The 20,990-nt window shown below is 51.3% G+C and carries 23 protein-coding genes; 15 read left to right on the top strand and 8 right to left on the bottom strand.

Annotation, left to right across the window (positions count from 1 at the left end; all coding sequences use genetic code 11):
* Window positions 1-129 precede the first annotated feature (129 nt).
* Entirely contained in the window at window positions 130-1,218 is a 1,089-nt protein-coding gene (gene pheA / locus HMPREF3050_RS06875; RefSeq protein ID WP_070514391.1) for a prephenate dehydratase, read from the top strand.
* 100 nt (window positions 1,219-1,318) lie between these two features.
* Here the strand turns inward: pheA and HMPREF3050_RS14295 are convergent, their stop codons facing one another.
* The 3 genes from HMPREF3050_RS14295 to HMPREF3050_RS06890 form a co-directional block, all read right to left on the bottom strand.
* Complete coding sequence (locus tag HMPREF3050_RS14295) at window positions 1,319-1,777, bottom strand: pyruvate kinase (RefSeq protein WP_070514392.1); 459 nt, start codon at window positions 1,775-1,777, stop codon at window positions 1,319-1,321.
* 89 nt (window positions 1,778-1,866) lie between these two features.
* Complete coding sequence (locus HMPREF3050_RS06885; RefSeq protein WP_070514393.1) at window positions 1,867-2,331, bottom strand: SRPBCC family protein; 465 nt, start codon at window positions 2,329-2,331, stop codon at window positions 1,867-1,869.
* Window positions 2,332-2,504: 173 nt separating this feature from the next.
* On the bottom strand, window positions 2,505-2,966 hold the full coding sequence (locus tag HMPREF3050_RS06890; protein WP_070514394.1) for a type IV pilin protein: 462 nt from the start codon (window positions 2,964-2,966) through the stop codon (window positions 2,505-2,507).
* Window positions 2,967-3,331: 365 nt separating this feature from the next.
* Between HMPREF3050_RS06890 and HMPREF3050_RS06895 the strand changes: the two genes are divergently transcribed.
* The 10 genes from HMPREF3050_RS06895 (at window position 3,332) to HMPREF3050_RS06940 (ending at window position 12,707) form a co-directional block, all read left to right on the top strand.
* Entirely contained in the window at window positions 3,332-4,510 is a 1,179-nt protein-coding gene (locus tag HMPREF3050_RS06895) for a MacA family efflux pump subunit (RefSeq protein ID WP_070514395.1), read from the top strand.
* Window positions 4,511-4,605: 95 nt separating this feature from the next.
* Window positions 4,606-6,543 (top strand): MacB family efflux pump subunit, encoded by a 1,938-nt coding sequence (locus tag HMPREF3050_RS06900; protein ID WP_070774227.1) that lies wholly within the window; start codon window positions 4,606-4,608, stop codon window positions 6,541-6,543.
* Between the two features lie 93 nt (window positions 6,544-6,636).
* The gene (locus HMPREF3050_RS06905) at window positions 6,637-7,311 is read left to right on the top strand and encodes a glutathione S-transferase family protein (RefSeq protein WP_070774228.1); all 675 of its coding nucleotides are present in this window, start codon (window positions 6,637-6,639) and stop codon (window positions 7,309-7,311) included.
* A 261-nt stretch (window positions 7,312-7,572) separates the two neighbouring features.
* On the top strand, window positions 7,573-8,049 hold the full coding sequence (locus HMPREF3050_RS06910; RefSeq protein ID WP_070774229.1) for a DUF1877 family protein: 477 nt from the start codon (window positions 7,573-7,575) through the stop codon (window positions 8,047-8,049).
* Window positions 8,050-8,145: 96 nt separating this feature from the next.
* The gene (locus HMPREF3050_RS13500; protein WP_246830242.1) at window positions 8,146-8,517 is read left to right on the top strand and encodes a hypothetical protein; all 372 of its coding nucleotides are present in this window, start codon (window positions 8,146-8,148) and stop codon (window positions 8,515-8,517) included.
* Window positions 8,518-8,664: 147 nt separating this feature from the next.
* A complete protein-coding gene (locus HMPREF3050_RS06920) occupies window positions 8,665-8,955 on the top strand; it encodes a helix-hairpin-helix domain-containing protein (protein WP_070774231.1) in 291 nt (96 codons plus the stop codon).
* A 75-nt stretch (window positions 8,956-9,030) separates the two neighbouring features.
* A complete protein-coding gene (locus tag HMPREF3050_RS06925) occupies window positions 9,031-10,413 on the top strand; it encodes a TolC family protein (RefSeq protein ID WP_070774232.1) in 1,383 nt (460 codons plus the stop codon).
* A gap of 338 nt (window positions 10,414-10,751) precedes the next feature.
* Window positions 10,752-11,357 (top strand): glutathione S-transferase N-terminal domain-containing protein, encoded by a 606-nt coding sequence (locus tag HMPREF3050_RS06930; RefSeq protein ID WP_003762636.1) that lies wholly within the window; start codon window positions 10,752-10,754, stop codon window positions 11,355-11,357.
* A gap of 18 nt (window positions 11,358-11,375) precedes the next feature.
* Window positions 11,376-11,786 (top strand): ClpXP protease specificity-enhancing factor, encoded by a 411-nt coding sequence (locus HMPREF3050_RS06935; protein WP_070774233.1) that lies wholly within the window; start codon window positions 11,376-11,378, stop codon window positions 11,784-11,786.
* A gap of 204 nt (window positions 11,787-11,990) precedes the next feature.
* Entirely contained in the window at window positions 11,991-12,707 is a 717-nt protein-coding gene (locus tag HMPREF3050_RS06940) for a YwqG family protein (protein WP_070774234.1), read from the top strand.
* A gap of 94 nt (window positions 12,708-12,801) precedes the next feature.
* Here HMPREF3050_RS06940 and yidC read toward each other — a convergent pair whose 3' ends face one another.
* The 5 genes from yidC to HMPREF3050_RS13505 form a co-directional block, all read right to left on the bottom strand.
* Complete coding sequence (gene yidC, locus HMPREF3050_RS06945) at window positions 12,802-14,445, bottom strand: membrane protein insertase YidC (protein WP_070774235.1); 1,644 nt, start codon at window positions 14,443-14,445, stop codon at window positions 12,802-12,804.
* Window positions 14,446-14,557: 112 nt separating this feature from the next.
* The gene (gene yidD, locus HMPREF3050_RS06950; protein ID WP_003762642.1) at window positions 14,558-14,779 is read right to left on the bottom strand and encodes a membrane protein insertion efficiency factor YidD; all 222 of its coding nucleotides are present in this window, start codon (window positions 14,777-14,779) and stop codon (window positions 14,558-14,560) included.
* On the bottom strand, window positions 14,779-15,117 hold the full coding sequence (gene rnpA / locus HMPREF3050_RS06955) for a ribonuclease P protein component (protein ID WP_070774236.1): 339 nt from the start codon (window positions 15,115-15,117) through the stop codon (window positions 14,779-14,781). Before rnpA ends, yidD begins: the two co-directional genes overlap by 1 nt.
* A 2-nt stretch (window positions 15,118-15,119) precedes the next feature.
* Window positions 15,120-15,254: a 50S ribosomal protein L34 gene (gene rpmH / locus HMPREF3050_RS06960; protein WP_002214728.1), complete on the bottom strand. Its 135-nt coding sequence runs from the start codon at window positions 15,252-15,254 to the stop codon at window positions 15,120-15,122.
* A 46-nt stretch (window positions 15,255-15,300) separates the two neighbouring features.
* Window positions 15,301-15,681 carry a hypothetical protein gene (locus tag HMPREF3050_RS13505; RefSeq protein ID WP_168166262.1) on the bottom strand — a complete coding sequence of 127 codons (381 nt, stop codon included), beginning with the start codon at window positions 15,679-15,681 and terminating at the stop codon, window positions 15,301-15,303.
* Here HMPREF3050_RS13505 and dnaA point away from each other — a divergent pair.
* From dnaA to HMPREF3050_RS06980, 4 genes are all read left to right on the top strand, one after another.
* Window positions 15,680-17,230: a chromosomal replication initiator protein DnaA gene (gene dnaA, locus HMPREF3050_RS06965; RefSeq protein ID WP_070774237.1), complete on the top strand. Its 1,551-nt coding sequence runs from the start codon at window positions 15,680-15,682 to the stop codon at window positions 17,228-17,230. The two genes, HMPREF3050_RS13505 and dnaA, sit on opposite strands and share 2 nt — an antisense overlap.
* 148 nt (window positions 17,231-17,378) lie before the next feature.
* A complete protein-coding gene (gene dnaN, locus HMPREF3050_RS06970; protein ID WP_070635709.1) occupies window positions 17,379-18,482 on the top strand; it encodes a DNA polymerase III subunit beta in 1,104 nt (367 codons plus the stop codon).
* Window positions 18,483-18,541: 59 nt separating this feature from the next.
* Complete coding sequence (locus HMPREF3050_RS06975) at window positions 18,542-19,027, top strand: disulfide bond formation protein B (protein WP_003762651.1); 486 nt, start codon at window positions 18,542-18,544, stop codon at window positions 19,025-19,027.
* A 132-nt stretch (window positions 19,028-19,159) separates the two neighbouring features.
* On the top strand, window positions 19,160-20,821 hold the full coding sequence (locus HMPREF3050_RS06980; RefSeq protein ID WP_070774238.1) for an electron transfer flavoprotein-ubiquinone oxidoreductase: 1,662 nt from the start codon (window positions 19,160-19,162) through the stop codon (window positions 20,819-20,821).
* The last annotated feature ends 169 nt before the right edge of the window (window positions 20,822-20,990 follow it).

Raw genomic sequence — 20,990 nt, forward strand, 5'->3', positions numbered from 1 at the left:
TTGTCCTGATTTAAAGTTAATCCACTATAAAACAGGTCGTCTGAAAACGTATTCAGGCTTTCAGACGACCTGTTTGATGTTAGAATGATTGCTTATATCTATGAATGAATCACCAAGGGGCTTATCGATATGTCCTTATCCATTGACGAACAGCTTTTGCCGCACCGCAATGCCATCGATGAAATCGATGCCGAGATTTTGCGCCTGTTGAACGAGCGCGCAGGCCATGCGCACGCCATCGGCGAATTGAAAGGAACGGGCGCGGTGTACCGTCCCGAGCGCGAAGTAGCGGTATTGAGGCGGATTCAGAGTTTGAACGAAGGCCCGCTGCCTGACGAGTCCATCGCAAGATTGTTTCGCGAAGTGATGAGCGAATGCTTGGCGTTGGAGCGTCCGCTGACGATTGCCTACCTCGGTCCGCAGGGAACGTTTACCCAACAGGCAGCCATCAAACATTTCGGCCATGCCGCCCATACCGCCGCATTTCAGACCATAGACCAATGTTTTCGCCAAGTCGAAACGCGGCAGGCGGATTATTTGGTCGCGCCGGTTGAAAACTCGACCGAAGGTTCGGTCGGACGCACTTTGGATTTGCTGGCGGTAACTGCATTGAAAGCCTGCGGCGAAGTCATTGTCCGCATCCATCACAACCTCTTGCGTAAAGGTACGCATGAATTGGGCGGCATCACAAAAGTCTTCGCCCACGCCCAAGCGCTTGCGCAATGCAACGACTGGCTCGGACGCAACCTGCCCAATGCCGAACGCATCGCCGTTTCCAGCAACGGAGAGGCGGCAAGACTGGTGGCAGAATCAGACGACTCCACTATCGCCGCCATCGCGGGGCGTACCGCAGCGGATATTTATCATTTGAACTATGTCGCCGAATGTATCGAAGACGAACCGAACAACACCACGCGTTTCTTGGTTATGGGGCATCAAGATACCGGCAGCAGCGGCAACGACAAAACCTCGCTGGCAGTCTCCGCGCCCAACCGCGCCGGCGCCGTCGCCGCGCTGTTGCAGCCGTTTACCGAATCGGGCATTTCAATGACCAAGTTCGAAAGCCGCCCGAGCAAATCCGCGCTGTGGGAATACCTGTTCTTCATCGACATCGAAGGACATCAAAACGACGAAAAAGTCCAAAACGCACTGCGGCTTTTGAGCGAACGCGCATCGTTTGTCAAAGTCATCGGTTCCTATCCGGCAGCCGTTTTGTAATGTAGTAGGAATGAAGAAGGTCGTCTGAACATTCAGACGACCTGTTTTTTTCACTAGACAAGGGTCGTCTGAAATATTGAACACATTTTTTCAGAATTAATCAGACTTCGGTATGGATGCCGCGCTTTTTAAAGGATGCTTTTACACGCTCATGCCAGTCTTTGATAATCTGTGTGGTTTTTACCTCATCGTTGGCGCAGCGGTTTAATGTACCCATCGGTTGAGGCAGGGTTTCGCCATTGATTGCCCAATCCAATATACGGACGGGACGGCGGTTTTCTATCCATTTGGTACGCTCATCTTCATCGCTTTCGCGTGGTACGAAATATGCGCCGCCGATGATTTGAACCAATGCAACCAATTTACTGCCGCGTTTGATGGCGACGATGTCGTTTACCGTCATTTCGTTGATAAATGTACTAATCGTCTCACGACCACCTTCCCACTCTCCCATACCGATAAAGCCTCGGTGTTCCAAAATCCAGTCGATATAGCCGCTGAATTTTTCCAATTCGTCTGTTGGATGCATCTGCATATGCCAATAATTGTTTACGGTCATTGTTTATTCCCTTAGTTGCGGATAAAGAGTTTGGCAGTATAAACGACTTTTCAATCCGTGTGAAAGGTCGTCTGAAAGCCGTTACACCTTCAATTTGCAACATTTCCTTCAACATGACCATTCCATTGGTCAGCCCACTCTTTCAATAAACGGTGGCGTTTTTCAAATGTCCGACGCAAAGTTGGTAATCCGATTAGCCAGTCAACCGTTTTTCCCAGCCCGAAAGTAAATTCCACCGTATCCGTTACACAAGTACGCCCACCGGAAGATTTGAATTCATGCGTATGGCGGAAGGCGCGGTAAATCCCTTTTAACATTAAGTCAGTAAACGATTGGTTCGGTTCAAGCGAAATGACTTCGGCACGATGCCGCAACCAAATCCCGCAAACTCTGTATCTGAAATCCAAAATATCTCCCCGCGCCCAGTATTCCTTTTCAGACAGCCATTGCACGTCAAACGGAAACTGACGGGCAAATCCATGTCGGGAAGTGCAGTAGCGGAATATCGGTTCGAGCGGCGCATCCAGCCAGACGCTGCGGGTGTAAGTCAGCATGATATTGACCGTTGTGGGTAAAGATGGGGATATTGATAAGAGTGGTGCAGTTGGTATCAGTTCATAATGGCATTGAACGACGTGGGTTGGTTTTGTATAGATAAAGGGATAAATAAAGGTCGTCTGAAAATTTTCAGACGACCTTTATGATGAATCGCGGCGACAGGTTCAAATTATTCTTGGCTGATGGGTTCGAAGCCCGGGCAGTCTTCATTATTTTTGGAATTGCTTGCCCAGAAGATGCCGTCGCTGTTGAGGTAAACGGAGCAGGTCTCGGTGGACTTGTATTCGTCTGTGGGTTTGGCTTCGAGGATGTATCTTGAGGAGGCGGAGTTTACGATTTTTTTATCGTTGTCGTCCGGGCCTTCGAAGTTGAAGATGGAGATATTGAAATATTGGTTTTGAACCAAAGGAGGCAACGAGGGATTGCCTGCTTCGGCTTTTACGGTCACATGCTGGGCATAGTAACGCTCGAGGTTTTGGGCGTTGATCAGCAGCTCGGAGCGGACGCTTTCCAAGCGTGTTTTGCGGACGTAGCGTTGGTAAGAGGGATAGCCGATCGTCGCTAAAATCGCGATGATTAGGACGACAACGAGTAGCTCGGGGAGAGTAAAACCTTGTGATTTGTTTTTCATAGTAAGTGTCATTGTGTTGTTATATTTATCATGCCGGGTCGTCTGAAAGGTTCAGGGGAGAGGCTGTTGTGGTATTCGATAGATGTTGAATTATAGTTCTTTTCTCTTGTTTTGAATGTTTGGATAAATATTGAGATTGGGAAAATATGTAAATACGTTGAAATATTCTGGAAAAGGGTTTTGATTATTTTTATTTAAAACAATAAGTTGGATTTTAGTTTGGTTGGTTATTGTCTTGGCTGGGGTGGATGTTTACAGTAAAATTTGTCCGTTTTCAGCGTTTTCGGCGGATAAGTGTTGGGATTATGCGACATGAATCGGGTGCCGGATTGAACAGATGAAATGGATGAATCAGAAAGTCAGTTATGGCAAAAATTATTAATAAATGGACGGTCGGAATAACGGTTGCTGCGGTGCTTGGGTTTGCTGCGTGGTCTTATTTCCAGCCCGAACCTCAAACTTCTTACATCACGGAAACGGTCAAACGCGGCGACATCAGCCAGACGGTATCCGCTACGGGCGAGATTTCGCCGTCGAACTTGGTGTCGGTGGGCGCGCAGGCTTCCGGGCAGATTAAGAAGCTGTACGTCAAGCTCGGGCAGCAGGTTAAAAAGGGCGATTTGATTGCGGAAATCAATTCGACCACTCAGGTGAACACGCTCAATACGGAAAAATCCAAGCTGGAAACATATCAGGCGAAATTGGTTTCTGCCGAAATCGCGCTGAACAGCGCAGAGAAGAAATACAAGCGCGAAGCGGCTTTATGGAAGGAAAACGCGACTTCCAAAGAGGATTTGGAAAGTGCGCAGGACGCGTTGGCAGCGGCTAAGGCGAATGTTGCCGAGCTGAAGGCTTCCATCAGGCAAACCAAAATTTCCATCAATACTGCCGAGTCGGAATTGGGCTATACCCGCATTACCGCGACGATGGACGGTACGGTGGTGGCGATTCCGGTGGAAGAAGGGCAGACCGTGAACGCGGTGCAGTCCACGCCGACGATTATCCAGTTGGCGAATCTGGATACGATGTTGAACAAAATGCAGATTGCCGAAGGCGATATTACCAAGGTCAAAGCGGGACAGGACATTTCGTTTACGATTCTGTCCGAACCGGATACGCCGATTAAGGCGAAGCTCGACAGCGTCGATCCGGGCTTGACCACGATGTCGCTGGGCAGCTACACCACCAGCACGGACACGACTTCCAATGCGATTTATTACTACGCCCGCGCTTTGGTGCCTAATCCCGACGGCAAACTTTCTATCGGGATGACGACGCAGAATACGATTGAAATCAACGGCGTGAAAAACGTTTTGCTCGTGCCGACGCTGACAATTAAAAAACACGACGGCAAATCGTTTGTCAGCGTTTTGGGCGCGGACGGTAAAGCTTCGGAACGCGAGATTACGGTCGGTCTGAAAGACAGTATGAATACCGAAGTGAAAAGCGGTTTGAAAGAAGGCGACAAGGTGGTGATGTCGGAAATGAGCGCGGCGGAGCAGGCTGAAGCGGCGCAACGCGCCATGCAGGGTCCGCCGAGATAAATAGGCAACAGGTCGTCTGAAAGTTTTGTTTCTGAGCAGAATCCCCTTTCAGACGACCTTTCCACTCCATACATCATTATCGGTCGGAAACACTTATGAGCTTAATCGAATGTAAAAACATCAACCGCTACTTCGGCAGCGGCGCGAACCGCGTTCATGTTTTGAAAGATGTCAGCCTGTCGATAGAGAAGGGCGATTTCGTCGCCATCATCGGGCAGTCCGGTTCGGGCAAATCCACGCTGATGAACATCCTCGGCTGTTTGGATAGCGCGACTTCGGGTTCGTATCAAATCGACGGCATCGAAACCGCCAAAATGGAGCCGGACGAACTGGCAGCATTGCGGCGCGAACGTTTCGGCTTTATTTTCCAACGCTACAACCTTTTGGGTTCGCTGACGGCGCGGGACAACGTCGCCCTGCCTGCCGTGTATATGGGCATGGGCGGCAAAGAGCGTTCTAATCGTGCGGAAAAACTGTTGCAGGACTTGGGTTTGGAAGGCAAGGAAGGCAACAAACCCAGCGAACTTTCCGGCGGTCAGCAACAGCGCGTCTCCATCGCCCGCGCCCTGATGAACGGCGGCGAAATCATCTTCGCCGACGAACCGACCGGCGCGCTCGATACCGCCAGCGGCAAAAACGTGATTGAAATCATCCAAAAGCTGCATAAGGAAGGGCATACCGTGATTATGGTGACGCACGACCCCGGTATCGCCGCCATCGCCAACCGCATCATCGAAATCCGCGACGGCGAAATCATCTCCGACAGTTCAAAAAATCCCGAAATCCCCGAAAGCAAAATAGAACGCATCAAAGAAAAATCTTCGTGGCTGTTTTATTACGACCAATTCGTCGAAGCCTTCAAAATGTCGGTGCAGGCGATTATGGCGCACAAAATGCGTTCGCTCCTCACCATGCTCGGCATCATCATCGGCATTGCCTCGGTCGTGTCCGTCGTCGCTTTGGGCAACGGCTCCGAGAAAAAAATCCTCGCAGACATCAGCGCGATGGGGACGAACACCATCAGTATTTTCCCCGGACGCGGTTTCGGCGACAGGCGCAGCGGCAGGATTAAAACCCTGACCATTGACGACGCCAAAGTCATCGCCAAACAAAGCTACGTCGCTTCCGCCACGCCGCAAACCACCTCCGGCGGCACGCTGACTTACCGCAACACCGATTTGTCCGCCTCGCTTTACGGCGTGGGCGAACAATATTTCGACGTACGCGGGCTGAAGCTGGAATCAGGCCGCCTGTTTGACGAGGGCGATGTAAAAGAAGACGCGCAAGTTGTCGTGATCGACCAAAACACCAAAGAAAAACTCTTTGGCACAGACGTCAATCCACTGGGTAAAACCGTTCTCTTCAACAAACGCCCGCTGACCGTCATCGGCGTGATGCAAAAAGAAGAAAACTCCTTCGGCAACGCCGACGTATTGATGCTCTGGTCGCCCTATACGACCGTGATGCACCAAATTACCGGCGAGAGCCACACCAACTCGATTACCGTCAAAATCAAAGACGACGCCAACACCCAAGTCGCCGAAAAAGGGCTGACCGAGCTGCTCAAAACGCGGCATGGTACGGAAGATTTTTTCATGAACAACAGCGACAGCATCAAGCAGATGGTTGAAAGCACCACCGGCACGATGAAGCTGCTGATTTCCTCTATCGCCTTGATTTCATTGGTGGTCGGCGGTATCGGCGTGATGAACATCATGCTGGTGTCCGTAACCGAGCGCACCAAAGAAATCGGCGTGCGCATGGCGATTGGCGCGCGGCGAAACAACATCCTGCAACAATTCCTGATTGAAGCGGTCTTAATCTGTATTATTGGCGGCTTGGTCGGAGTAGGGCTGTCCACAGCCATCAGCCTCGTGTTCAACCAATTCGTCACCGAATTTCCGATGGAAATTTCCATCGGCTCCGTCATCGGCGCGGTCGTTTGTTCCACCGCCATCGGCGTAGCGTTCGGTTTTATGCCCGCCAACAAAGCCTCCAAGCTCAACCCGATTGATGCCTTGTCTAAGGATTAAGTTTTCAGACGACCTCCAAACCCCAAAGGTCGTCTGAAAACCCCGTTTGGCTATTGTTATCACAATGAACATACACACACCGAGGAAAACCGAATGATTACCCTGCATGTATTGGCACAATCCCGCGCTCTGCGCATCGTCTGGCTGCTCGAACTCATCGGCGCACCGTATCAAATCAAAACCTACGCGCGCCATCCCGAAACCCTGCTGGCACCCGACGAACTCAAAGCCGTACACCCGCTGGGCAAATCCCCCGTTATCGACGACGACGGATTCGTGCTCAACGAAAGCGGCGCGATTACCGACTACCTGATTCAAACCTACGGCGGCGGACGCTTCATGCCCGAACGCGGCAGCCAAGATTACTGGCATTATCAACGCTGGCTGCACTATGCCGAAGGTTCGCTGATGCCCTTGCTTTTGCTCGGGCTGGTGTTCCGCAAAATAGAAAACGCCCCCATGCCGTTTTTCGTCAAACCCGTTGCACGCAAAATCAGCGGCAACGTCAAAAACGGCTTTATCGAACCGCAAACCTCCCTGCATCTTGCCTATGTCGAAAACGAATTAAACGGCAAAGACTGGCTGGTCAACAACCGGCTCAGCGGCGCCGACATCATGATGAGTTACCCGCTGCAAGCCGCCGCCGACCGCTTCGGATTGGCGGACTATCCCAACATCCGCTCCTATTTGCAGCGCATCGAAAACGACCCCGCCTATCAAACGGCGGTACAGAAAGCAGGCGGCCCGCTGCTGCGTTTGGATAAATAAGGTCGTCTGAAAAAGCAAAAGTCGGGTCAGAACCCGACGCAACACCGAACACACGATTCACACAATACATTGCGAAAACAGCCCGAGCGTCGTCCGAATCCGCAACATATAGTAGATTAACTAAATCAGGACAAGGCGAGGCAACGCCGTACTGGTTTAAAGTTAGGCGAGGTAACGCCGTCCTGGTTTAAAGTTAATCCACTATATTTCAGACGACCCCTCCAGAAACAGGCATCTCAAGCCTTCAATACAAGGAAACCTATGGACGTTTACGCAACATACACAGCCTATCCGCAAAGCGGCATTGAACAAATCAAAGCCTCCTCCGGCACGCCTGCCGCCGTATCCGAATGCAGCGCAGGCAAACTATGGGACGCGCTGCATTTCGTCCTGACCGGCAAAGGCTCGGACGATGCCGACGCGGCAAACCCGTTGAGCAAAGCCATTATCGGCAACATCCTGCGGCAGGATGAAGAAGCGGGCGAACACACCGGCTGGATCGACGATACTGAAATTGCCGAAGTGGCTAAAGCCCTGAACCAAACCGATTTCGCCGCGCTGCTCGACGGCAAAACCGCAGCAGATTTTCAAAACAACCAAATCTACCCCGATATTTGGGGCGACGAAAAAGCCTTTGCCGAAACCCGCGCGGAATTGGCGCAGCGGTTTAAAGAACTCGCCGCGTTCTACCAAACCGCCGCCGAACAGCATTGCGGCGTCGTGGTCAGGATTTCATGATTTCAGACGACCTTTTTGAATGGGAAGAGGTCGTCTGAAAAACGGATTCAACGGCGAAAGGTACATGAATAATTGATTTAATTGAATTTTATTGAAATGAGTAATACGAATTACGTTTGTTTTTCCTGCCGCACCGCCGTGCGCCGTCCGAAACGCTATTTCCGCACCCAAGACAGCAGTTCGCCCCGTTGTTCGCAGTGTTCCAAACCATGTGTGGAGCTGTCGGATAGAATTCCGCTTCCGTCGAAGCATAAAACCAAAGAATGGCAGAAATTGCAGCAGGATTTGTGGCGGCAACAGTTGCAAATATTGGAGAGACAGCAACGCTCCAGAGTCAGATATAAGCATGAACTCGAACACGAAGCCGATCGGTTGGAGCGTAAACTGCAAGAGCCGATGCATCCGCAAACTGCCAAACAGTTAAAACGTCTTCTGAAAAATTGTTTGAAGAACTTAGAAAAAGTCTGAAAAAAGTAGGTCGGATACTTGTATCCGACATAAATTCTACGCAGGCGGGAATGATGGCGGCGAAAGTAGCGTGGGCTTCGTCCGCGAAAACAAGTTGCTCCATCCGATTACAGATTTTCAGACGACCTCCAAACCAAAGGGTAAAACATGAACCCCGACAAAGTACAACGAAGCAAGCTGAACACGCTGACCGACCTGCCCAATGTCGGCAAAGCCGTGGCGGAGGATTTGGCTTTGCTCGGCATCACGCAGCCGCAGGATTTGGAGAGGCAGGACGCTTATGAAATGTACGTCCGCCTGTGCAGCCTGACCGCAACCCGACACGATCCCTGCATGATTGATATTTTCCTGTCGCTGGTTGATTTTATGCAGGGGAACGAACCGAAGCCGTGGTGGCATTTTACGGAACAGCGAAAAGCGGTTTTAGCCGATAAATAAACGCAGCTGATGAGATTGTTCAGACGACCTCCAAACTTTTCAGGTCGTCTGAAACCTTAAACCGAAAGACACAACATGCAGACAAAACCTTTTTTTCAGACGGCCTTATCCCTGTCGCTCGCCCTTGCCTTAAGCGCGTGCGCCGTCCACAGCACCGACAAAAACCTCACGCTCGAATCGACGGGGCAGGTCATGAGCGCGGCGGAAACCGCCGAACGCTACGACGTGAACGGCAATTGGTGGGAAATCTACCAAAGCCGGCAGCTCAACGCCCTGATGGCACAGGCTTTGGAAAACAATATCGATTTGAAACAGGCGGCCATCAGCGTCAATAAAGCCCTGTATCAGGCGAATATTTTGGGGGCGGATTTGGTGCCGTCGTTCAGCGGCTCGTTGAGTGCGTCCACATCCAAAAACCTGAAAACCGGCAGCCACGGCAACACCTTCAGCAGCCAGCTCGGCTTGAGCTACGAATTGGATTTGTGGCGCAAACTCAGTGCCACCGCCGACGCGCAAGTCTGGGAATACCAAGCCACGCGGCAGGATATGGCGAACACGCGCCTGACTTTGATCAACAATGTCGCCGATGCCTATTTCAACATCGCCTATCTCAACGAAGCCATTGAATTGGCGCAAAAATCCCTCAAGCAATATCAGGAAATCAACCGCATTGCCGATGCCAAGTTCCGCTACGGCAGAGCCGATTCCAGCCAGCCGACGCAGGCGAAACAATCACTGTTGAGCGCGCAAAACAGCCTGATTTCCCTGAAAAACAGCCTCGACACGCAAAAACAGGTTTTACGCAACCTGCTCAACCTCAAGCCGAACGAAGCCATCGCCGCCGACCCCGCACAATACCGTCTGCTGCCCGTCAAAGGCGTGAACCTCGACGTACCGATTACCGTGTTGGCGAACCGCCCCGACCTACGCGCCGCCGAATACCGCCTGCAATCCTCGCTCCAGTCCGTCAAAGCGCAAAAACGCAGTTGGTATCCCTCGATTACATTGGGCGCGAGCTTGAGCACGTCGTCTGAAAAAGCCAAAAGCGCGTTCAATATCCCACTACTGGGCGGCTCCGCCACCATCAACCTGCCGTTCCTCAACTGGCAGACCATGAAGTGGAAAGACAAAACCGCCCAAGCCAATTTCGACAGCGCCAAACTCGACTTTGAAAAAGCCCTGACCACCGCGCTGAACGAAGTCAACACCAACTACCTCGCCTACCAAAACGCCCAAGCCGCGCTTAACAACCAAGAACAGCGTTACGCCTTGGACAAGAAAAACAGCCGCTACTACCAAGTGCGCTACCAACACGGTAAAAACGAGCTGAAAGACTGGCTCGAAGCGCTGAACACGGAATACGGCTCCGCCCAAACCGTGCTGAACCAGCGGTACGAAACGCTGAAATACGAAAACATGGTGTATAAAGCGATGGCGGGACGTTATACGCCGAAGTAGGGCGTTTGGCTCGAGAGGTCGTCTGAAAACTGAAAAAACGGTCTTCAGACGACCTTTTGACGGCTTGTCGGAAACAAGCCGGTGTGCAGTAAAGACGTCGGTAATGTCCCGCCGCGGTTTAAATTTGCTGTAAAAATCGAAACGCCTCGGAAAAGCAAAGAATTTGAGTTTGAATATCGTTTTTTAGAAATTCGAATTTTATTGAAAATAGCTTGATAAACAAAAGGATATGTGCTTTTTGTGGAATTGTTGGATGCAATCGCGTATAATTTTGCGATTGTTTTATTCTGCAATTTCAGGCAGTAGATTGTCTGGGATGCTTATAGGAGCCCAATACCATGATGATATTATATTCAGGCATTACATGCCCGTTCAGCCAACGCTGTCGCTTCGTCCTGTACGAAAAAGGCATGGATTTTGAAATCAAAGACGTTGATATTTTCAATAAGCCCGAAGATCTTGCCGTAATGAATCCGTATAACCAAGTCCCCGTTTTGGTTGAACGTGATTTGATTCTCTATGAATCCAATATCATCAATGAATACATAGACGAACGCTTTCCCCATCCGCAACTGATGCCCGGCGACCCCGTGATGCGCGGCCGCGGACGATTGGTTTTGTTCCGCATGGAGAAAGAGCTGTTCAGCTTGGTGCATGTATTGGAAAACCCGAATTCCACCAATAAAGAAATGGCGAAAGCGCGCGAAGCCATCGGCAACGGTCTGACCATGCTCGCGCCTGCGTTCACCAAAAACAAATACATTCTCGGCGATGATTTCTCAATGATTGACGTGGCACTGTCTCCGTTGTTGTGGCGTCTCGACCATTACGACATCAAACTCGGCAAATCCGCCGCACCATTGCTGAAATACGCCGAACGTATCTTCCAACGCGAAGCCTTTATCGAAGCCATGACCCCCGCTGAGAAGGCAATGCGCCGTTAAAGGCCGAAAGGATTCATCATGACGACATCTACCAAGCCTTATCTGATTCGCGCTTTGTACGAATGGTGTACAGACAACAATCAAACGCCGCACATTGTCGCATGGGTAAACGAACATACCCGCGTCCCCATGCAGTATGTTCGCGAAAACGAGATTGTCCTCAATATCGGACCGACTGCCAGCCATAATCTGAATATCGACAACGATTGGATCAGCTTTTCAGCTCGGTTTGGCGGCGTAGCGCACGATATTTGGATTCCGGTCGGACACGTTGTCAGCCTGTTTGCCCGAGAAAGCGGCGAAGGCATGGGATTTGAAGTCGAACCCTATGAGCCTTCCGATAAAAAACAACCGGAACAGGAAACTGAAAACAAACAAGAAACCGATGCGCCGGCAAAATCCGGCAAGGTGTTGAAGTTTGTGAAATAGGGTGGAAATGTAAAAGGTCGTCTGAAATTAAGTTTTCAGACGACCTTTTTGTGTTCATCGGGAAGGAGGAGGAGTATTTCAAAAGTGTGCTCTAGTTTAGTAAGTTTAAACTTTCAGACGACCTCTCGGAGATTTCAGGTAAACATTGATTTAATCCGATATAATTTATTCCATTCAACACTTTTTATCCGATAGGAGAACCTCATGTACCGTCCTGCCGTCTGCTTCACATTGGGAGAAGCTGCTGCTACCACGGCCTATCAAAGCAAAATAGGCGGTACGCCCTACCTGCCAAAAAATGCCGAATATCCGTATCACGCCGAGAAAAAGCATCCGCTGACTCTGGTGGCACAAATCAACTTTTCCGAAGTGCCGCCGTTGCCCGGTTTCCCCGAGCGTGGCATCTTGCAAGTTTTTGTTGATGGGCTGGATTACGGCTTAGGTAACAACTTTGAAAATCTGTCGGAACAAGCCGGATGGCGCATTATGTACTATCCCGAATTATTGCCCGAGAGCGAATTGCAAACCGATTTTTCCGCTTATCAGGCAACCGATTCAGAATGTCTGCCGTTTTCTGGGGAGTTTCCGCTGATTTTCCAAGCGGCAAGCGAAGAGGAGGAAGATGCAGATTTCAATAAATCTCAAGGGCATAAAATCGGCGGTTCTCCGATTTTTCTTCAGGGCGACCCGTTTCTTGAGTGTGATGAAGACGCTGATTTTGACGATCCCGCTACCATCACTTGTTCTGATTGGCGCAAATACATCCTGCTGTTGCAATTAGACACTGATATCAATGAAAAAGACCGCTATACTGGAAAACTGATGTGGGGCGACTCCGGTGTGGCGAATTTCTTCATTACGCCCGAAGATTTGGCTAAACGCGATTTCAGCCGTGTGGCATTTGTGTTTGATTGTTGTTAAATGCCCGATCAGCCATCTTTTATAATGCTCCCAAACAAAAAGGTCGTCTGAAATTAAGTTTTCAGACGACCTTTTTTAGTATGTCAAACCGCTGTTAGGAAACAACTTCGCCTTGGGTGCGTTGTTTGTCGATGCTGCGGTTGATGTGCCATTGTTGGGCGATGGTCAGGAGGTTGTTGACTACCCAGTACAATACCAGACCTGCAGGGAAGAAGAAGAACATGGCTGAGAAAATCAGCGGCATGACTTTCATCATTTTTGCCTGCATCGGGTCGGTCGGCGGCGGGTTGAGGAATGTTTGGGCAAACATGGTTACCGCCATAATTACGGGCAGAATGTAGTAAGGGTCGGAACGGCTAAGGTCGGTAATCCAGCCCAGCCAAGGTGCCTGACGCAATTCTACGGAGGCAAACAACGCCCAGTACAAGCCGATGAAGACGGGGATTTGCAACAGCATGGGCAGGCAGCCGCCCAGCGGGTTGATTTTTTCGTCTTTGTAAAGCTGCATCATGGCTTGCTGTTGCGCCATACGGTCGTCGCCGTATTTTTCTTTGATGGCTTGCAGTTTGGGCGCGGCGGCGCGCATTTTTGCCATCGAGCGGTAAGAGGCGTTGGTCAGCGGGTAGAGTACGGCTTTGACGATAATGGTCAAAACGATGATTGCCCAGCCCCAGTTGCCGATAATGTTGTGCAGTTGGTTCAGGAGCCAGAAGAGGGGGGAGGCGAACCAGTGTACTTTGCCGTAGTCTTTTGCCAGTTGCAGGTTGTCGGCGATATTGGCGATGACGGATGTGGTCTGCGGGCCGGCATAGAGGTTGATGGAGGCTTCGGATTTCGCGCCGTTTTGGATGGCGGCAAGGGGAACGCTGACGCTGGTGCTGTACAGGTTGTCGTTGCGGCGTTTGATGTCGATACGGCAGTCGCCTGCGGCGCAAACGCTTTGTCCGCCTTTGGGTTGGAGAATCCAAGTGGACATGAAGTGGTGTTCAATCATGCCGAGCCAGCCGGTTTGGGTTTTGCGGGCGTATTCGGCTTCGTTTTTGCCTGATTTGGCATCGTCGTCCAAGTCGGAGAAGCTGACTTTTTGGAATTTGCCTTCGGGGGTGTAAACCACCGGGCCGACGAAAGAGCGGGTAAAGTAGCCTTGACCTTCAGGTTCGCTGCGGTCGCGCACGATGCGGTAGTCCGCGCTCAGGTTGGCGGGCTTGCCGCTGGTGTTGGTGATGTCGAAACGGACGTTGACGAGGTAGCTGTCTTTGGTAAAGGTATAGACTTTGTCGATTTTCAGTCCGTTTGTTTCCGGCGCGCTCAGGCGGACTTCGACTTTGTCGCCGTTGAGGCTGTATTGTTTTTGCGCTGCGGTAAAGTTGATGCCTTTCAGGATGTTGTTGCCTTGTGCATCCAAAAGCTCGGACTGGGCAACGTAGGTGTATTCTTTGCTGTCGTTAAACAGGGTGAAGGGTTTGTTTTCGTCGCCATTTGCTTTGTATTTGAGCAGGGTCATTTGACGCAGGTCGCCGCTTTTTTCGTCGATGACGGCTTTGACCGTATCGGTCGTTACGGTAATCGGCGTTGCGGGGGCGAGTGCGGCTTCGGCAGCAGCGGTTGCGGCGGTTTGCTGCTGTTGCTGCGCGGCTTGTTGTGCCGGATTGGGTTTGGGGCTGGGGAAGAAATGTTCCCAGCCGGCAAAGATTGCCAGCGAAATGGCAAAAAATGCCACAAGTCTTTTAAAATCCATAAGAGATTCCTGGAATTGACGGGTATGTAATGGAGATGAAAACTGCTTCAGACGGCATTATATAGAAACCGACGGGAAATTAAAGGAAATCAAGTTATCCGAATGATTCGGATTACGGGACGGGGTCGTGTCCGTGTCCGCCGAAAGGGTGGCAGCGGGCGATGCGTTTGAGGGCGAGCCAGCCGCCTTTGAATGCACCGTATTTTTTGACTGCCTCGACCGCATATTGCGAACAGGTCGGGGTATAGCGGCAGCGCGGCGGTATCAGCGGGCTGATGGCGTATTGGTAAAAACGGATCAGCGCGAGGATGAATTTGGACAACAGGGTATTCATCAGCGTTTGCGCATGAGTTGCGCCAATTGGTTTCGGGCTTCGGCGGCGTTTTGCCGGTTGAATGCCAGACGGACGCGTACGACGAAATCATGCGGCGGCAGGCTATTTTTGTTCAGCCTGAACCAATCGCGGATGACGCGCTTCATGTAGTTGCGTTCATGCGCGCGTTTCGCTGTTTTTTTGCTGACGACCAAGCCGAGCCGCGGATGGTTCAATCCGTTGTCGCCAGATTGGGAAACTTGCAGTAAATCGCGGCTGCGCCGGTTTTTGAACGCAAAAACGGATGAAAAATCATCCGTTTTTAATAAGCGGTACTGCTTTCCGAAGCGGTAGTCCAAAATTACACTGCCAAGCGTTTGCGGCCTTTGGCGCGACGGGCTGCCAATACTGCGCGACCACCGCGGGTTTTGGAGCGAACCAGGAAGCCGTGGGTGCGTTTGCGTTTGGTAACGGAAGGTTGATAAGTGCGTTTCATGATGTTTCCTAAAAAATCGGTAGATAAATAAACCGTGAATTACACTCTAATTTTCATCTTTTGTCAATCTCGATTGAGTAAATGGATATGGCGCGCGGGATGATTTGGTTTGCGGATTTTTGCGGCGCTTTGTGGATAAAATTTCCGGCGGGTTGTGGATAAAGTTGGTCGGAGTGGGTATAATCGGCAATCCCTGTCCCTTTGTCGGGCTATAGGTCGTCTGAAAATGTTGATATGGATTTATCGTGATGATTTTCCGAAAATAATTTAATTGTATTTTCAGACGGCGTCCGGTTTGACGGATAGGGTTTGTGCGGTATTTGCGACACTTTTCCCGTCGGGCTGAAACCGCATTTTCAAGGGCTGCAATTTCCGACGGTTTCTCTCCGTTTCTTTCCAACGATTTCCACGACTCGAGCTTATTCATGACGCTAGCAGAATTTTGGCCGCAGTGCCTCCGCCGACTTCACGATATTTTGCCTGCCGGGCAGTTCGCGCAATGGATTGCGCCCTTGACCGTGGGCGAGGAAAACGGCGTGTGGGTGGTTTACGGTAAAAACCAGTTTGCCTGCAATATGCTCAAAAGCCAGTTTGCCGCCAAAATCGAAGTGGTGCGTGCGGAATTGGCCCCGCAACAGGCGGCTTTTGCGTTTAAGGCGGGCGTGGGGCAGCATTATGAAATGGCGGAAAATGCGGGGACGGTTGCGCCTGAACAAGCCGCGTTGACGGAAGAAATGCCGAAAGCGGACGCGCAAGAATCTTTTTCGGACGGGACGTCGTCTGAAAACTCAGACAAACCCTCCGTTGCGAAAACAGCGGCGGACATTTTGGCGCAGCGCATGAAAAAACTGCCGCACGAAAGCAAACAGCCTGCCGCCGCGCCCGCAGAATCCAAAGTCGTTGCCAAAGCCAAAACGGAAGCGCAGCGTGATGCGGAAGAAGCGCGTTACGAGCAGACTAATCTGTCGCGCGACTACACATTCGATACCTTGGTAGAAGGTAAGGGCAACCGCCTTGCCGCCGCCGCCGCCCAAGCCATTGCCGAAAACCCGGGGCAGGGCTACAACCCGTTTTTCCTGTACGGCAGCACGGGTTTGGGTAAAACCCACTTAGTGCAGGCCATCGGCAACGAACTGCTGAAAAACCGTCCTGACGCCAAAGTGCGCTATATGCATTCAGACGACTATATCCGCAGCTTTATGAAGGCGGTGCGCAACAATACTTATGATGTGTTCAAGCAGCAATACAAACAATACGACCTGCTGATTATCGACGACATCCAGTTTATCAAAGGCAAAGACCGCACGATGGAAGAATTCTTCTATCTGTACAACCATTTCCATAACGAGAAAAAACAGCTCATCCTCACTTGCGACGTGTTGCCTGCGAAAATCGAAGGCATGGACGACCGCCTCAAATCGCGTTTCTCATGGGGTTTGACTTTGGAGCTCGAGCCGCCCGAGCTGGAAATGCGCGTGGCGATTTTGCAGAAAAAGGCAGAAGCAGCAGGCATCAGCATTGAAGACGAAGCCGCATTGTTTGTCGCCAACCTGATTCGTTCCAACGTGCGCGAACTGGAAGGCGCGTTCAACCGCGTCAGCGCCAGCAGCCGCTTCATGAATCGTCCCGTTATCGACATGGATTTGGCGCGTACGGCTTTGCAGGACATCATTGCCGAAAAACACAAAATCATTACCGCCGACACCATTATCGACGCGACTGCCAAATATTACCGTATTAAAATCAGCGATATACTCGGCAAAAAGCGCACACGCAACATTGCCCGTCCGCGTCAGGTTGCCATGAGCCTGACCAAAGAGCTGACCACCCTCAGTCTGCCGTCCATAGGCGACGCGTTCGGCGGACGCGACCACACGACCGTCATGCACGGCGTGAAAGCCGTAGCAAAACTGCGCGAAGAAGATCCCGAGTTGGCGCAAGATTACGAAAAACTCCTGATTCTGATTCAAAACTGAGCCAGAACCGGCTTTCAGACGACCCCTCTCTTAAAAGGTCGTCTGAAAACACAAATACACTTTGATTTTAACGGCGGCGAATCAACCATCGCGTCCGCCGAACCCGATTCAAAAACACCCGAAATAACCAATTCAAAAGGAATTGACCATGCTGATTTTACAAGCCGACCGCGATAGTCTGCTCAAGCCGCTGCAAGCCGTTACCGGTATCGTCGAACGCCGCCATACCCTGCCCATCCTCTCCAACGTCCTGCTCGAAAGCAAAGACGGTCAAACCAAACTCCTGGCGACCGACTTGGAAATCCAAATCAACACGGCCGGTCCGGAAAGTCAGGCAGGCGACTTCCGCATCACCACCAACGCCAAAAAATTCCAAGACATCCTGCGCGCCTTGCCCGACAGCGCCATCGTTTCGCTCGACTGGGCGGACAACCGTCTGACCCTGCGTGCAGGCAAATCACGTTTCGCCCTGCAAACCCTGCCTGCCGAAGACTTCCCGCTGATGAGCGTCGGCGAAGACATCAGCGCCTCGTTTTCCCTGTCGCAGGAGACTTTCAAAACCATGCTGTCACAAGTCCAATACAGCATGGCAGTACAAGACATCCGTTACTACCTCAACGGCTTGCTGATGCAGGTTGAAGGCAACCAACTGCGCCTCGTCGCCACCGACGGCCACCGCCTTGCCTACGCTGCCAGCCAAATCGAAGCCGAACTGCCCAAAACTGAAGTCATCCTGCCGCGCAAAACCGTTTTGGAACTCTTCAAGCTGCTGAACAACCCGTCCGAACCCATCAGCGTCGAGTTACTCAACAACCAAGTGCGCTTCCAATGCAACGGCACAACCATCGTCAGCAAAGTTATAGACGGCAAATTTCCCGACTTCAACCGCGTCATCCCGCTGGACAACGACAAAATCTTCCTCGTTTCACGCACCCAGCTTTTGGGCGCGCTTGAACGTGCCGCCATCCTTGCCAACGAAAAATTCCGCGGCGCGCGCCTGTTCCTGCAACCCGGCCTCTTGAGCGTCGTGTGCAGCAACAACGAGCAGGAAGAAGCCCGCGAAGAACTCGAAATCGCCTACCAAGGCGGCGAACTCGAAGTCGGCTTCAATATCGGCTATCTGATGGACGTATTGCGCAACATCCATTCCGACGATATGCAGCTTGCCTTCGGCGATGCCAACCGCTCGACCTTGTTTACCGTGCCGAACAATCCGAACTTCAAATACATCGTTATGCCGATGCGCATCTGATACAGCGGTTGTTTTGAAACTCATAAGAGGTCGTCTGAATAATTGGAAAGTTTAAGGTTATGAATTTTTTTAGAAAAACTATCTTTTTTCTGGTTGTCTTATCGATCTTGGCTGCCTGCGGTTCGTTCGTCTCACAATATGTTTTAGGAATGGACCCTTGCGTTTTGTGTATTTTGCAGCGCTTGTCGGTTTTGGCGGTCGGATTGGTGGCTTTGGCAGCAGCCTTTTTCCGCCAGGCTTCTAAGATTGGCAGGTTATTCAGCGCCTTGTTGGTCAGTGTGCCTGCGGTTTATGGCGCGGGTGTTGCGGCCTATCAATTGTGGCTGCAAAGCCTGCCGCCGGGCAGTGCGCCATCCTGCGGTGCGCCGTGGACTTTCCGTTTGAAGGATTGGCCGCTGTTTGATTGGTTTGAACCGATTGTGCGTGGCTTTGGCGATTGTGCCGTACCGGACTATCTGCTGGGTATTGCACTGCCATACTGGAGCATCGCCTATTTTGGCTTTGTGATTGTATTGGTGTGGTTTGCCTGGTTCAAAACCAAATAGCCGCAAAGATGAAAAGGTCGTCTGAAAACCGAAAATATGGTTTTCAGACGACCTTTGTTGTATTTGGTAACTATATGTTCCCGTTGTATAATCGCGGGTTTTCAATTCAATAATAAACATACAGGAACCGCCATGACAGAATCCATCACCCGCGACAGTATGCAGTACGATGTCGTGATTGTCGGCGCAGGCCCGTCGGGTTTGTCCGCCGCCATCAAACTCAAGCAGCTTGCCGAAAAAAACGGGCGTGAAATCAGCGTTTGCGTGGTGGAGAAGGGTTCTGAGGCGGGTGCGCATTCGCTGGCGGGTGCGGTCATCGATTCGATTGCGTTGAACGAGCTGATTCCCGACTGGAAAGAAAAAGGCGCGCCGCTGACGCGCGCGGTAACGCAGGACAAAGTGTTGTTCCTGACGGAGAAAAAAGCGTTCAATCTGCCCGTTACCCCCAATTTCGACAATCACGGCAACTACATCGTCAGCTTAGGCGAAGTTGTGCGCTGGTTGGCGGAACAGGCGGAAAATATGGGCGTGGAAATCTATCCGGGCTTCGCCGCTGCCGAAGTGCTGTATCACGAAGACGGTTCGGTCAAAGGTATTGCGACCGGCAATATGGGCATCGGCAAAGACGGCGAGCCGACCGACAGTTTCCAGCCCGGCATGGAGCTTTGGGCGCAACAAACCCTGTTTGCCGAAGGTTGCCGCGGTTCGCTTTCCAAACAAGTCATCGAACGTTTCCAACTCGACCAAAACAGCCAGCCGCAAACTTACGGCTTGGGCATCAAAGAAATTTGGGAAGTGTCGTCTGAAAAACATCAGCCTGGCTTGGTGGTACACAGCGCGGGCTGGCCGCTGGACAGCAAAACCTACGGCGGCGCGTTTGTTTACCATTTCGACGACAATAAGGTCGCCGTCGGTTTTGTAGTCGGTTTGGACTATCAAAACCCTTATCTGTCGCCGTTTGAAGAGTTCCAACGCTTCAAAACCCATCCCGAAATCCGCAAAACCTTCGAAGGCGGCCGCCGCATCGCTTACGGCGCGCGTTCGCTGATTGAAGGCGGTCTGCAAAGCCTGCCAAAGCTCTCGTTCAAAGGCGGCGTTTTAATCGGCGATGCGGCGGGTTTCCTCAATATGCCGCGTATCAAAGGCATTCATACCGCCATGAAATCCGCCATGCTCGCTGCAGAGGCTGTGTTTCCGTTGTTGGAAAATCTTGAAGAAGTGGAGGGTTTCGACAGCGGCAAAGAAGCAGCGGATTATCAGCAACGTTTTGAACAAAGCTGGCTGTATCAAGAGCTTTACGCCGCGCGCAATGTCCGTCCGTCATTCAAATGGGGCGTTTACCTCGGCTCGCTTTATACCGGCATCGACCAGATGATTTTCAGAGGCAAGGCCCCGTGGACCTTGAAACATCACGGCAAAGACAACGAGCAGCTCAAAAAAGCCGCCGCGTGCAAGCCGATTGATTATCCGAAACCCGACGGCGTGTTGACCTTCGACCGTTTAAGCAGCGTCTTCCTCGCCAACCTCGCGCACGAAGAAAACCAGCCCGACCATCTGGTGCTGAAAAATCCGCAAACAATGATAGACGTGAACTACAAAGAATACGCCTCGCCCGAAACGCGCTATTGTCCGGCTGGTGTGTACGAAATCGTCGAAGAAAACGGCAGCCCGCGCCTGCAAATCAACGCCGCCAACTGCGTCCACTGTAAAACCTGCGACATCAAAGATCCGACGCAAAACATCACTTGGATTTGCCCCGAAGGCGCAAGCGGACCGAATTACGGCGGGATGTAGGTTTCGGCGGTAGCTTGGACTAAGTTGGGCAAACATTTGCCGCGCCGGATAAAGAAAGGTCGTCTGAAAATCCTGATTTAAGGTTTTCAGACGACCTTTTGGGTTTTTCAGGGAGCGGGCATTAACAGAATATCGTTGATTTATAGTGGATTAACTTTAAACCAGTACG

The organism is Neisseria sp. HMSC065D04 (assembly GCF_001815675.1).
Taxonomy (GTDB): Bacteria; Pseudomonadota; Gammaproteobacteria; order Burkholderiales; family Neisseriaceae; genus Neisseria.